The following is a 12,867-nucleotide window of genomic DNA, read 5'->3' as shown; positions in this document are numbered from 1 at the left end:
AAAATTTTACAGGGTGTAAATTAAAGGCAAAATTAATTAAAATGCAAGAGTCTTAATTAAACATTTTGCTTTTTTTGATAAAGAAATTTTAATACGATTTCGAAATAATAATTATTTTAAATTATTTTATTTATTTTTTCCAAATTTAACATTTCAATTAAAAAATCAAAAAAATTAGACTCCCATTTTTTTAATTTCCCAATGTTAATTTTTTTTTAAATTACGATATTCACAATACGGTGAGGGACTACAATGATTTTTTTAGGGGTTTTACCCTCCAAAATCTGTTGCATTTTCTCGTTCGAAATCACCAAATCTTCCACCTCCTTGGCAGATAATTGAGCTGAAAGTGAAATTTTGAACTTCATTTTGCCATTTACGCTTACCGGATACTCAATTTCGTCTTCAACAAGATAATCCTCATTCAATACCGGGAATTTCTCAAATTCTATCGAAGTATCATGTCCTAATAAATTCCACAGTTCTTCACAGATATGAGGAGCATAAGGAGAAATGATAACGGCTAACGGTTCCAAAATATTGCGTTTGTTACATTTTATTTTCTGAAGTTCGTTTACAGCAATCATAAATGATGATACGGATGTATTGAAAGAGAAGTTTTCAATATCATATACAACCTTCTTTATTAAGGTATGTAAAACTTTATATTCCGCTTTTGTAGGTTCTTCGTCTGAAACTTCAAATACCTCCCCATTGAAATAAAGGTTCCAGAATTTTTAAGGAAACCGTATACTCCGCTAAGCCCTTGTGTATTCCAAGGCTTGGATTGCTCCAATGGTCCTAAGAACATTTCATATAATCTTAAACCATCCGCACCATATTCTTCACAGATGTCATCAGGGTTTACTACATTATATTTAGACTTGGACATTTTTTCTACTTCACGGTCTGTGATGTATTTTCCATCTTCCAGAATAAATTCTGCATCAGCATAATCCGGTCTCCATGCCTTGAAAGCTTCTGTATCCAGTTCATCAGAGGTTCCTTTTAATAAGGATACATCTACATGGATCTGCTGAGTCTTATAATCTTTAGCCAGATTTTTGGATACATATTGATTTGTACCGTCAATTCTGTACACAAATGCGCTCATTCCTAAGATCATCCCCTGGTTGATCAGTTTCTGGAACGGTTCATCATGGCTGATCCACCCTCTGTCTTTTAAGAACATATTCCAGAAACGGGAATACAGCAAGTGTCCGGTTGCGTGTTCGCTTCCTCCTATATATAGGTCTACCTGTCCCCAGTAGTCTGAAAGGTTCTTTGCACAGAATTCCCCGTCATTCTGCGGATCCATATATCTAAGGAAGTACCAGGAGCTTCCTGCCCAGCCTGGCATTGTAGATAATTCTAAAGGGAAAACAGTTTTATCATCTATTAAGTCTGTAGCAACTACTTTCTGATTGGCTTCATCCCATGCAAATTCTTTTGCATTTCCTAATGGCGGATCTCCATCTTCTGTTGGTAAATATTTTTCAACCTCAGGAAGCTCCAAAGGTAAGGCAGAAGCTGGCAACGTATATGGCATTCCATCCTTATAATATATAGGAACAGGTTCTCCCCAATAACGCTGTCTTGAGAAAATAGCGTCACGCTGTCTGTAATTCGTTGTTCCATGACCTATTCCTCTGGTTTCGATCTCGGAAATTATTTTTGCTTTCGCATCATTATAATGTAATCCGTTTAAGAAATCAGAGTTTACACAAACAGAATCTTTAGAATCAAAAGATTTCTCCTGAACATCCTCTTCAGTCTCTACAACTTTTTTAATTTCAAGATTAAACTTCTTGGCAAATCTGTGATCACGCTCATCATGTGCAGGAACGGCCATTACCGCACCTGTTCCATATCCCATCAATACATAGTCTGAAATATAGATCGGCATTTTTTCATTGCTGAACGGATTGATCGCATAACTTCCTGTGAAAGCTCCGCTGACGTTTTTAACGTCAGACATTCTGTCTCTCTCCGTTTTTTTGGAAGTTTCTTCAATATAAGTGTCTACTTCGGCTTTTTGAGCATCAGTAGTAATCGTTTCCACTAAAGGGTTTTCAGGAGCCAATACCATAAAGGTTGCTCCGAAGATGGTATCAGGTCTTGTTGTAAATACCTCAACAATCTCGTCATGACCTTCTACCTGAAACTGAACCTGCGCTCCCTGAGATTTTCCAATCCAGTATTCCTGGGAATCTTTCAATGGCTGAGGCCAGTCTAAAGTATTTAATCCCTGTAACAGTCTTTCAGAATATGCAGAAATTCTCATACTCCACTGCATCATTTTCTTTTGGAAAACCGGGAATCCTCCTCTTTCGGATTTCCCATCTTTTACCTCATCGTTTGCCAGTACTGTTCCTAACGCCGGGCACCAGTTTACGGTAGTCTCTGCTCTGTAAGCAAGACGATAGTTCAATAAGATATCTTCTTTATCAAGATCGGAAGCATTCTTCCATTCTTCTGCTGTGAAGTTTAATTCGTCGTTCTGATTTGCATTTAAACCTTCTGTTCCTTTTTCTTCAAAATGCTGAATTAAAGAATCAATAACTTCTGCCTTGTCAGTATTTTTATTATACCAGGAATGGTACAGCTGGATGAAAATCCATTGTGTCCATTTATAATAAGACGCATCTGAAGTTCTTACTTCTCTGCTCCAGTCAAATGAAAAACCTATTTTTCTTAACTGCTCCTCATATCTGTTGATATTCTGTTCTGTAGTAATTGCCGGATGCTGTCCTGTCTGGATAGCATACTGTTCAGCAGGAAGACCAAAGCTGTCATATCCTACCGGGTGAAGCACATTAAACCCTGATGTCTTTTATATCTCGCATAGATATCCGATGCAATATATCCCAGCGGGTGACCTACGTGAAGTCCTGCTCCTGATGGGTACGGGAACATATCGAGTACATAAAACTTAGGTTTATCTGTGTTATTAGAGGTTTTATAGGTTTGATTATCCTCCCAGTATTTCTGCCACTTTTTTCTATCTGCTGATGATCGTAAAACACTTTATATAGATGTTATATGTTAGACTTTAAATATTGAATTATTTTTCCCTTTTTTACAAGAATCACAAAAATAATGATTTTAAAGGAAATAGAAATTTAATTTATGATGAATTGCAATTCCGGCTTCAACAAAAAAATCCCATCCGGAGATGAGATCTGTTTTATATCCTGAAGTATATACTATTATTGAGTAACTCTCTTGAAGGTATATGTTCTTGTCTGGAATATTTTAGGATCCTGAGTCTCCTCTCTTACTGCAAGGTTAAGCGTTGTTTCATTCAAAGTAATAATCTTTGCATTCTGCGGCTCTACGATTCCCTGAATTTTCATCTGAACATCTTTTCCTTCTTTATTATAGGTATAGTTGAATTTTATCTCTGAAAGAATAGCACACTGACCAGGTGTAGCAGTATCTCCCCAGTTTGTTTTCCCTCCCTTGGAGTCAGCGCTGAACCACCATCTGGTCTGTTTCTGACAGTCAGTATAAGTAATTGTGTTAGAAACCGGATCCTCGCCGGTCTCCACAGTAGTAACTACTTCTTTTAATGGTTGCCAGGTCCCAACCAGAGGAGCTTCCAGAACAGTATCATTATTATCACTACATCCTGTAGCTGCAAACAAAGACAAACCTGCAAATAGTAATGCTAATTTCTTCATAGATCAATTTTTTCAAGCGCTAAAATTATAATTTTTTTGATTTATATTACTATTTTTTATGAAAAATTATTTCATCGGGCTTTATTTATATATATTTTAAAACACTCAGATGCAATTTTCCCTTTATTTAACAAATAATGAATAATGGGGCACCATTCATTTTATTAAAAAAGTTATTTTTGTAAGAAAGAAAATACAAATGCAGGACATTACGAAAAACAATTTTGACTTCATACGCGTTCTCCTTGCTTTCATCGTCTTTGTAGGACACCTGGGAGCATTAAGTGGTTCCGATCAGCTCGCCATTTTAACATACAGCCCGGTAGAAGTAGCCGTTTTTTCGTTTTTCATTGTGAGTGGATTTCTTATTGCAAGAAGCTATGAAAGATCTTCCAGTTTGAAAAGTTACGCCAAAAAGAGGTTTAACAGAATTGTTCCTGCCTATTTATTAGTTGTATTCCTATGTGCAACATTATTAAGCCTGGTCAGCACTTTACCTTTTTCTGAATATTTTGGCAACACACAGGTTTATAAATACCTATTCTGGAATTCAATTTTCATGAATTTTAAAGCACCATGGCTTCCCGGAGTATTCGGAAACCAGGCGGTAAACGGAGCATTGTGGACCCTTAAAATAGAAATGTGCTTTTATATTGCTGTTCCGCTGATGTTTTTATTGTTTGGAAAAAATAACAAATACCGGAATACCAGCCTGATTGTATTGTATTTTCTCTCACTGATTTATCTCAATTATTTTGAAATGGCCGGAAAAGCTGCCCTTTCGAGACAATTACCGGGATCATTATGTTATTTCATCGGCGGAATGCTGATCTACTTTAATTTTGATAAGTTTATCAAACATAAAAATGCATTATTCATTATTGCGATAATGACTGTTTGGATAGATCTTATTTTTAAAATAAAACTATTCTCTCCAATGATGATCAGTATTATTGTTCTGTATATTGCTTATTCTTTTAAGTTCCTGAACAATTTTGGAAAGTACGGAGATTTCACTTACGGCATTTATATATTCCACTTCCTATTATCAGGGTATTTGCAACATTAGGGCTTTTTGCCAGCTATAATCCTTATTTCATGGGATTGGTATGCATGTTGGTAGTAATCGGGGTAGGAATTGCTTCCTGGCATCTTTATGAAAAAAGATTTTTATAATTTTACAATTCAAAAAGCATAAATGAAAGATCTTGTCTCCATTATTACTCCCTGTTATAATTCTGCAGAATTTATCGAGGAAACCATACAGTCTGTACTTAACCAAACCTACGAAAACTGGGAATGGCTGATCACTGATGATCTTTCTAAAGATAATACTGTTGAGATCATCAGAAAATATAATGATCCCAGAATAAAGCTACAGGTACTGGAGAAAAACGGAGGCGCAGAAATGCAAGGAACAACAGTCTGGAAAGAGCCCAGGGAAGATATATCGCATTCCTGGATTCTGATGATTATTGGTATCCCGAATATCTTGAAACCATGACCGGTTATATGCAGGAACACCATGTAGAGCTTGTCTACTGTAATTATTCCAGATGTAATGAGCAGCTGCAGCCTATTCTGAAAGACTTTCTGGCTGACAAAACAGTTACTTTCTCCAATCTGCTGAAGACATGCCGTCTTGCTCCGGTCTCTACCATGTATGATACCAAAAGAGTCGGCAAATTCCTGTTCCTGTAAAAGCAAACGCGAAGACCATGTGATGTGGCTTAATCTTTTAAAGGTGATTCCGGAAGGGATGCCTGTAAAAAAAACACTGGCAAAGTACAGAATGCGGGAAAACAGTGTTTCCAGAAATAAAAAAAACATCATCAAAGATCAATACCTTGTCTATAAAGATTTCATGGGATTTTCAACATTAAAATCATTATACTACACGGCCAACTGGGCGTTAAACGGATTCCTAAAATATTCGAAAATTTTTAATTAATGGAGTATTCAAAAGAGTTCAAAGCCGCTCTGAGTGCTTTTTCAGGTACCGAGAAAGACAAACTCATTTTCAGACTCCTGAGGAAGGATAAATTGTTATCTAAAAAGCTGTATTTCGAACTGATAGACCCAGAAACTACAGATGATAAAAGAAATGCTATGGAAGAACATGTGGAAGAACAGGTTCTTCTGGCTTCAAAATATATTGGAAATGCCAAATATTTTCTGACCCTCATCCGAAAAATAAGCGCTGAAATTACTGAACACGTCAAAATCACCACTGACAAATTCGGGGAAGTTTCACTCAATCTTCTTCTTATCAACAAAGTACTGGAAAACAACAGCGACCTCAGCAGGCAGAGGTTTGATAATGTTTACAAGCTTTATATTTATATGATCAACAAAGTATTTAAATCCTTGATTTTAATTAAAAAACTGGATGAAGATTACTGGATGGAAATTGATGAATATCTTCGTGAAACTTCAGATAAAATCTTAGAAAATCACTACCTGCAAAAGCTGTGTATTAATAATGGGCTTGATTTCAATTGGTTTGAATGCGGCAAAATCCCCTCCAATATCGATCAGATTATGAAAGAAATTAAAAGCCAGGGATTTTTAAGATAAAATTTTCTGGAGAATCATTCTGGTAGAATCAGGCTTGTCATCTATAAATTTCCCTGCATTCCGGGACATTTCTGTGAGCTCTTCCTTATTATCTTCATTGGTAAGAAATAAAACAAATTCTGCAGCCGTATATTCGTCTGGAAAAGACTTCCCGCCGTCCACAGCAATCAGATCATCAGCTTCGGGATTCTTTTTGTAATGATTTCCAAAGACTACAGGAACAGCAAAGGTTGCCGCTTCCAGAATATTATGAAGCCCTGCATCGTGAAATCCTCCTCCCACAACAGCCACATCTGAATATGAATATAATTTTGATAGCAAGCCTATACTGTCTATAATCAGAATCTGAGAATTAAGAGTTGAAGACCGAAAATTTTGTATTTCACTGTACAATAAGGCATCGGGGAATATATTTTTAAGATGCTCTACCCTTTTCAGGTCATGAGGTGCTATGATAAGCTTCACCGCACTATTTTTACGGGAAAGCACTTCTGCTATTTTCTCTTCTGCCTGCCACGAACTTCCGAAAACAACAGCTTTGCTTTCTCCTTTAAAATCAGAAATAAAGTCTACATGATTGTTACGCTCACGAAGTTGTTTTACCCTGTCAAACCTTGTATCTCCCGTTACGGAAGACTTTATTAACCCTACACTTTTCGCAAGGGCCATGGAAAACTGAGTCTGATGGAAAAACCAGTCTACATTATTCTGAAGCTGCTTTACAAACCATTTTCCATACGACGTAAAAAAGGACTGTCTTTCATAGAACAGTGCAGAAATTACATATACCTTCGTCCCCTGATTCTTAAGCTCAGCAAGAAGGTTATACCAGTAATCATATTTAACCGTAAAAAATAGTTCAGTATTAAACTGTGATATAAACTCTTTAACAGTACTTTTTTTATCAAAAGGCAGATAACAGATCACCTCGGCCATGTGTTTCTTTTTCACTACATTCTCATATCCTGACGGGGAAAAGAAGGTTACCAAAACTTTATGGCCCGGAAAACGCTCCTTAAGCTTTTCCAGAACAGGTAATCCCTGTTCATATTCTCCTAAACTGGCAGCATGCATCCAGATGACCTTATCTGTTTGTGAAAATGCAGATTTCACTTTAGCCAAAGACTCCTTTCTTCCTTCAACGCCTTTTTTAGTTTTATCATTAAACAAGGCAAAAACCTTCATTCCAAAAGTCAGCAGACTGATAAATAGATTGTATAAAAAAGCCATTTTACTTATTCTTTAATTTCAATTCTGTCATGATCCGTAGGAGGATTGGATATGACTAAAAACTCAATTTCTTCAGTGGATTCATTGGAGATAAAATGCTTTGCTCCCGGTGGAATAGAAATAGATTCATTTTGTTTAACCCAAAACTTTTCTTCATTGATAAAGAATACGGCTTCTCCTTTCAGGAGGTAGAAAAACTGTTCCGCCATCTCATGGTAGTGCAGTTTTTCTGAAGTTCCGGCAGGCATCTTCTCCTGCTTTACAGATAAGTTTTGTGTATTTTTAAGGACCCAGCTGTCACATTGGTTCCCCCAGATATAATGCTCTGAATTTTTTTAGAATGTATCATTTAAACAAGTGAGTAATAAAAAGCAACAAGGGAACAAACAATACAACAGATAAAAAGATGGTGGCAATTGAGATTCTAGGTTTAGCATTATCATCAGCAGCATATCTGAACATATAATCCTGGATATTCAAAAAAACCATTCCCAATACAAGGAAGAGAGTTCTCAGCCCGATTTTCATAATTAAAAACTGGGCATTCATATTCTGATCTGTAATCTCTACCGGGAAATTAGTATCTTCAGGATGTCTGGTTCCATAGGTGAACACAGCATACAGTCCCAGAGCCAGCACAGGCATCAGAAAGGCATAGATTTTACCTCCGAACCCATCTGGTTTTCCATCCAGATCAAAATGCACCGGAATCCGGTCTGGTAAAGCGCTATAATTTTTCAGGGTAAACCACCACAAAAAAGCGACCCATCCAAAATTAAAAATATCAAAAATTATAAAGAGAATATTTTCCATTTTAAATGAGATTTAGCTGAACTATATTACACTTTTCAGCACTCTCAGCTTATGAGTATGCTTGTTCATTTCTTTATTGAAAATCCCGGTGGAATCCAGCGTGTCTATTCTTACTTTTCCGGAAGCATGGATGATCTTTTGATTCTCCAGCATAATTCCTACATGGATAATCTTTCCTTCTGCATTTTCAAAAAAGCAAGATCACCAGGCTGTGTTTCTTCTACAAAAGTAAGCGGTTCCCCTACCTCAGCCTGCTGTGAAGCATCTCTGGGTATCTTTATATTGTGAATTTTATAAACCAACTGGGTAAATCCGGAGCAGTCTACTGCAAAAAAGCTTTTGCCTCCCCACAGATAAGGTACGTTCAGGAATTCTTTTGCCGTCAGAGCGATACTTTCACGCACATCATGACTTCTTCTTGAAGCGACTACCGGAAATTCAACTTCTGAACCCATAGAAAGCAAAGTTTTCCCATCGTTCATTAATACGGAAGAAAAATCTTCGGTAACGACAGTCACTTTTCTTTTGGCCAGCTCTTCGTCTGTTACAGGCTTCAGCTGTTTGGTATCCATCCATCCTTCATAGCCGTCATAGTGCATCTTTATTTTGGTCCAGTTTTTATCTACTTCCAAAATATCAGCACTTTCTCCAAACAATATTTCCGTAACAATTTCAGCTCTGTCAGAATTTTCTGCACGAACCGGCGCTACTGTAACAATACAAACTCCTTTATTCATTAATTTTCAATTTAAAGATTGAATAATTTAAAGATTGAATAATTTAAAGATTAAAAATACAATGTTGTATCTCTTTAAATGTTTAATCCTTGAATATTTCAGTTACTTTCTGCGAAGAAAGTTCACTCCATCACGCAAAGGTAAAATAAGATTTTCAAAATCTTCGTCTTTTGCTGCCAAATCATTTAATTCCTGGATCGACTGGGTAGATTTCAGTTTCGGATTTTCTTCCAGCACTTTCCCATACCATAATACATTATCAAATAACACCACCGTTCCGGATTTTGTATGAGGTTTAATCAATCTGAAATATTCGGCATAGTTTTCCTTATCAGCATCTACAAAAATCAGATCAAAAAATTCATCTGTTTCTTCTAAATATTCCTTGGCATCCTGAAGTTTAAAATCGATCTGGCTGGCATATTCGCTGGATTCAAAATATTTTTTAGGAAGATAGGCAAGATCCTCATTCACATCCAACGTGGTGATTTTTCCGTCTTTTGCCAATCCTGATGCAAGACATAAAGTAGCATATCCTGTAAAAGTTCCTATTTCCAGGATACTTTTCGGCTGCAACATCTGGGAAATAATCGTCAGCAGTCTTCCTGCTGATATCCGGAAATCATATGAGGCTGTGTTGTTTTCTGATATGTCTCTCTTCTCAGCTTTTTCAGAATTTCGGATTCCGAAGAAGCGTGCGCCTCCAAATATCTGTCCATTTCAGGATTCTTTTCTTCAAAAAAACTCATACCATTTTAATTTAAACAAATTTAAGGATTTTAAAGCTACTTTTTTAATTCAGGAAGAAGATACAAAAAAAGAGAGAAATTACTCTCTCTTACATGCATCTATATACTTTAAAAGTTTATTATACTGCTACACAATATTGTCTTATACCAGCACAAACCCATCCTGGGCAACACTTTGTTTGTAGACTGGTACAAAATATCTGTGGATTACACCCGTTAATAGCACCTTGTACAGTTTTCATTGCCCCTCTTGAAAGCTTTTTTAAATTTTTCATAATTATTGTAGTTTAGTATTAACCCCTACTCTTTAGATTTTCGGGAACCTCTTTTTAATTATTTCCTCGTATGGAGATTTAAATATAAACATTTTATTGTTAACCAAACAATTACAGGGTAAAAAAACTGATATAAAAATATCGAACCACAACAAATCAGTAAAAACCCCATATAAAATACCGGGAAAACACGGATGGTATTTTTGTGGTACTAGTGTTAAATTTGCCATAAGAATAAGGGGTAAAAACACTAAGAGAAAACAAGATGATTGCAGGAGAGACACAAACTAACCATGAGAATCACAAAAAAGTTGTACTGAAAAGTAGAACTGATTCTTCTGCAGCAAAAAGCAAGACAGAAATATCCACTTCATTTTTGCAACGAATTATTTCACTCCTGAAAAAGGAAGAATTAATTTGATTAAAAATAAGCCCCGGCCACCTTCGGGGTTTATTTTGTTTAAACAGTACTTTGCTTGAAACTTAAAAATTAATAACTTAAGATTGATAATTACATAAAAAAAATCCCGAAGCAATTCGGGATTTTTTTATGTATGATGGCTGATTATTTTTTAGGAGCAATATCCATCAGTTTCATAAACTCGTCAAGTTTAGGCATAATGATGATTTCTGTCCTTCTGTTTTCTGCTCTTCCTGAAACGCTCATGTTTGTAGCTTTCGGGTTATACTCAGAACGTCCGCCGGCTGTAATTCTTGCAGGATCCACCCCAAACTGAGTCTGAAGAACTTTAGCAACAGAAGTACCTCTTAGCGCAGAAAGATCCCAGTTGTCTCTCGGAAGATTCGGAGAGTTTAATGGAGCATTATCCGTGTTCCCTTCAATCAGCACTGAATATTTATCATAATCATTGATCACTTTTGCGACTTTACCTAACACTTCCTGAGCGGCAGGTAAAATATTGTAATCTCCCGTCTTGTATAACATTTTATCAGAAAGAGAGATCATTACTACTCCTTTCAATACTTTTACCTGTACATCCTCATCTGATACATTATCCAAAGATCTCTTCAGCTTGTTAGACAATGCAAGGTTCAGACTGTCATTCTTCGCATTACTGGAGATCAGCTGCTTGATATAAGAATTGGAAGCATTGATTTCTCCTACCAACTTATCAATGTTGGCAGAACTTTTTCCAGTATTGGACAAACACGCATCCAATGATGATTTTAAAGCATCGTGCTGACTTTTCAGCAAATTGTTTTCACCTGTCAATGCAGAGTTCTGAGATTTCAAATCCTGAATTTCTCTCTGTCTTTCCCCGATATTTTCAATGCATTGCTTATAGTTTGTGCTTAAAGCATCATACTGCTTCTTGCTGACACAAGATGTCATTCCCAGCGCCATTGCAGAAACTGCTAAAATTTTTAAAATCTTCATAAATAATCATTTTTAGACTACTCAAAGTTAGGGAAATTCAATTGAATTATATCGGTTATCTTTGCATAAAAGAAATTCTCAACATATATGTTGGAAAAATTAACCTTTATCAATCAATTAAAAAATCTTGTTCACAAGCCGGAAAAGCACACCTATCTTCTGGCAGTAAGCGGAGGTGCCGACTCTATGGTTTTAACGTCCTTATTCAGGGATTTTGAGCAGGAAATTCAGGATTCAAAGTTCCAGTTTCAGGTTGCTCACATCAACTATAAGCTCCGTGGTAATGATTCGGATCTGGATCAGAAAACAGTACAGGATTTTTGTGAGAAAAATCATATAAAATTTCATCTGTATGAAGTTTCAGAAAAAGATCAGAAACCGGAAAACTCTATTCAGCTTTGGGCACGGGAACTCAGATACAGGTTTTTCAAAGAAATCCAGGAAAAGGAAAAACTGGAATTTCTGGTAACAGCCCATCATCTGAATGATCAGCTGGAGACTTTTATCATCAACCTTTCCAAGGCTGCCGGCATCAACGGATTAAGCGGGATTCCTTCCCATGACAATAATATTCTCAGACCGCTTTTAAATTTTTCAAAAAAAGAAATTTACCAGTTTGCAGAATTGAACTGTATCGAATTCCGGGAAGATCTCTCCAATAAAAAAAATGATTATCTGAGGAATAAGATTAGAAATGAGATTGTTCCAAAGCTGATGGAAACCAATGACCATTTTCTGGACAACTTCAGAAAAAGCTCTTCTCTGCTGAATCAAACCAAAGATTTTGTTCAGAAACAGATCCAGGAAATAGAAAATAACCTTACCGTATTTAACCAAGACTATAAAATCTTATCAAAGGAAAAGCTGGATCAGGAAAGCGATTTCGTAAAATTTGAAATTTTAAAAAATACGGTTTCAACCAGGAGGAAGAAATCCCCAAAATTTTCAAAGCAGAAAACAACAGTTCTTTTTTTCAAAAGAATATCAGTTGATTGTCAACCGTGACGAACTGATTTTTATTGACAGAAGCCAGGAAAAGGAATCTGAGGAAGATATTGTCCTGATCGATCATTTTGATTTTTCCGAAAACCAGAGTAACATTAATCTCGTAGATCATATTGAAAGCATTGATGGAATCAATAAAGGTTTTGAGTGGGACTTTGATGCTGAAAAACTTCATTTCCCACTGCGTTTAAGAAAACAAAAAGAAGGTGATGAATTTTATCCCACAGGTTTTTCGGGGAAAAGAAAGTTTCTAAATTTTTTAGGGACGAAAAATTATCTATTTTAGCGAGGCAAAAAATCTGGATACTGACTGACAGCAATGATTCTGTACTTGGGGTTATCCCCTTCAGGCAGGACAGACGATATGCAAAGTATGAGAAGACGAAATGGAGTCTCAAA

11 protein-coding genes and 4 pseudogenes are annotated in these 12,867 nt (G+C 36.2%); 6 read left to right on the top strand and 9 right to left on the bottom strand.

Annotation, left to right across the window (positions count from 1 at the left end; all coding sequences use genetic code 11):
• Positions 1–215: 215 nt before the first annotated feature.
• Positions 216–3,026, bottom strand: a pseudogene (gene leuS / locus OWR28_RS04610) (leucine--tRNA ligase).
• A 183-nt stretch (positions 3,027–3,209) separates the two neighbouring features.
• Entirely contained in the window at positions 3,210–3,683 is a 474-nt protein-coding gene (locus tag OWR28_RS04605) for a lipocalin-like domain-containing protein (protein WP_332385666.1), read from the bottom strand.
• A gap of 199 nt (positions 3,684–3,882) precedes the next feature.
• Here OWR28_RS04605 and OWR28_RS04600 point away from each other — a divergent pair, with 199 nt between their 5' ends.
• The 4 genes and pseudogenes from OWR28_RS04600 to OWR28_RS04580 all read left to right on the top strand — a co-directional run bounded on the left by OWR28_RS04600 (position 3,883) and on the right by OWR28_RS04580 (position 6,260).
• Entirely contained in the window at positions 3,883–4,752 is an 870-nt protein-coding gene (locus OWR28_RS04600) for an acyltransferase (protein ID WP_332385665.1), read from the top strand.
• Positions 4,753–4,881: 129 nt separating this feature from the next.
• Positions 4,882–5,384, top strand: a pseudogene (locus tag OWR28_RS26815) (glycosyltransferase family 2 protein).
• 22 nt (positions 5,385–5,406) lie between these two features.
• The gene (locus OWR28_RS04585) at positions 5,407–5,634 is read left to right on the top strand and encodes a hypothetical protein (protein ID WP_332385663.1); all 228 of its coding nucleotides are present in this window, start codon (positions 5,407–5,409) and stop codon (positions 5,632–5,634) included.
• The gene (locus tag OWR28_RS04580) at positions 5,634–6,260 is read left to right on the top strand and encodes a deoxyuridine 5'-triphosphate nucleotidohydrolase (RefSeq protein ID WP_332385662.1); all 627 of its coding nucleotides are present in this window, start codon (positions 5,634–5,636) and stop codon (positions 6,258–6,260) included. The genes OWR28_RS04585 and OWR28_RS04580 overlap by 1 nt, the downstream gene beginning before the upstream one ends.
• On the opposite strand, the gene OWR28_RS04575 is transcribed toward OWR28_RS04580, so the two are convergent.
• The 7 genes and pseudogenes from OWR28_RS04575 to OWR28_RS04550 all read right to left on the bottom strand — a co-directional run bounded on the left by OWR28_RS04575 (position 6,252) and on the right by OWR28_RS04550 (position 11,463).
• Positions 6,252–7,490 carry a glycosyltransferase N-terminal domain-containing protein gene (locus OWR28_RS04575; RefSeq protein WP_332385661.1) on the bottom strand — a complete coding sequence of 413 codons (1,239 nt, stop codon included), beginning with the start codon at positions 7,488–7,490 and terminating at the stop codon, positions 6,252–6,254. The genes OWR28_RS04580 and OWR28_RS04575 overlap by 9 nt on opposite strands.
• Positions 7,491–7,495: 5 nt before the next feature.
• Positions 7,496–7,738, bottom strand: a complete 243-nt coding sequence (locus tag OWR28_RS04570; RefSeq protein WP_332385660.1) for a cupin domain-containing protein — start codon at positions 7,736–7,738, stop codon at positions 7,496–7,498.
• Between the two features lie 97 nt (positions 7,739–7,835).
• Positions 7,836–8,303 carry a DUF1648 domain-containing protein gene (locus tag OWR28_RS04565; protein WP_332385659.1) on the bottom strand — a complete coding sequence of 156 codons (468 nt, stop codon included), beginning with the start codon at positions 8,301–8,303 and terminating at the stop codon, positions 7,836–7,838.
• 21 nt (positions 8,304–8,324) lie between these two features.
• A pseudogene (locus OWR28_RS04560) lies at positions 8,325–9,040 on the bottom strand (C40 family peptidase).
• A 102-nt stretch (positions 9,041–9,142) separates the two neighbouring features.
• Positions 9,143–9,789, bottom strand: a pseudogene (locus OWR28_RS04555) (O-methyltransferase).
• A 119-nt stretch (positions 9,790–9,908) separates the two neighbouring features.
• Positions 9,909–10,064 carry a CCPGW family putative bacteriocin gene (locus OWR28_RS26810; protein ID WP_433986122.1) on the bottom strand — a complete coding sequence of 52 codons (156 nt, stop codon included), beginning with the start codon at positions 10,062–10,064 and terminating at the stop codon, positions 9,909–9,911.
• 565 nt (positions 10,065–10,629) lie between these two features.
• Positions 10,630–11,463 (bottom strand): OmpA family protein, encoded by an 834-nt coding sequence (locus OWR28_RS04550; RefSeq protein WP_002976267.1) that lies wholly within the window; start codon positions 11,461–11,463, stop codon positions 10,630–10,632.
• An 87-nt stretch (positions 11,464–11,550) separates the two neighbouring features.
• Between OWR28_RS04550 and tilS the strand changes: the two genes are divergently transcribed.
• Positions 11,551–12,468 (top strand): tRNA lysidine(34) synthetase TilS, encoded by a 918-nt coding sequence (gene tilS / locus OWR28_RS04545; protein WP_332385658.1) that lies wholly within the window; start codon positions 11,551–11,553, stop codon positions 12,466–12,468.
• Positions 12,452–12,754 (top strand): hypothetical protein, encoded by a 303-nt coding sequence (locus tag OWR28_RS04540; protein WP_332385657.1) that lies wholly within the window; start codon positions 12,452–12,454, stop codon positions 12,752–12,754. The genes tilS and OWR28_RS04540 overlap by 17 nt, the downstream gene beginning before the upstream one ends.
• Positions 12,755–12,867 lie beyond the last annotated feature (113 nt).

This window comes from Chryseobacterium sp. 1B4 (assembly GCF_036631475.1).
Taxonomy (GTDB): Bacteria; Bacteroidota; Bacteroidia; order Flavobacteriales; family Weeksellaceae; genus Chryseobacterium.
The sequence above is the reverse complement of the archived record's forward strand: the minus strand, read 5'-3'. Positions and strand labels throughout refer to the sequence as shown.

Coding starts and splice junctions, on each gene's coding strand:
- OWR28_RS04575 (WP_332385661.1), bottom strand. CDS start 7,490: ATGGCTTTTTTATACAATCTATTTATCAGTCTGCTGACTTTTGGAATG.
- OWR28_RS04605 (WP_332385666.1), bottom strand. CDS start 3,683: ATGAAGAAATTAGCATTACTATTTGCAGGTTTGTCTTTGTTTGCAGCT.
- OWR28_RS04580 (WP_332385662.1), top strand. CDS start 5,634: ATGGAGTATTCAAAAGAGTTCAAAGCCGCTCTGAGTGCTTTTTCAGGT.
- OWR28_RS04570 (WP_332385660.1), bottom strand. CDS start 7,738: ATGCCTGCCGGAACTTCAGAAAAACTGCACTACCATGAGATGGCGGAA.
- tilS (WP_332385658.1), top strand. CDS start 11,551: ATGTTGGAAAAATTAACCTTTATCAATCAATTAAAAAATCTTGTTCAC.
- OWR28_RS04550 (WP_002976267.1), bottom strand. CDS start 11,463: ATGAAGATTTTAAAAATTTTAGCAGTTTCTGCAATGGCGCTGGGAATG.
- OWR28_RS04585 (WP_332385663.1), top strand. CDS start 5,407: ATGTGGCTTAATCTTTTAAAGGTGATTCCGGAAGGGATGCCTGTAAAA.
- OWR28_RS04600 (WP_332385665.1), top strand. CDS start 3,883: ATGCAGGACATTACGAAAAACAATTTTGACTTCATACGCGTTCTCCTT.
- OWR28_RS26810 (WP_433986122.1), bottom strand. CDS start 10,064: ATGAAAAATTTAAAAAAGCTTTCAAGAGGGGCAATGAAAACTGTACAA.
- OWR28_RS04565 (WP_332385659.1), bottom strand. CDS start 8,303: ATGGAAAATATTCTCTTTATAATTTTTGATATTTTTAATTTTGGATGG.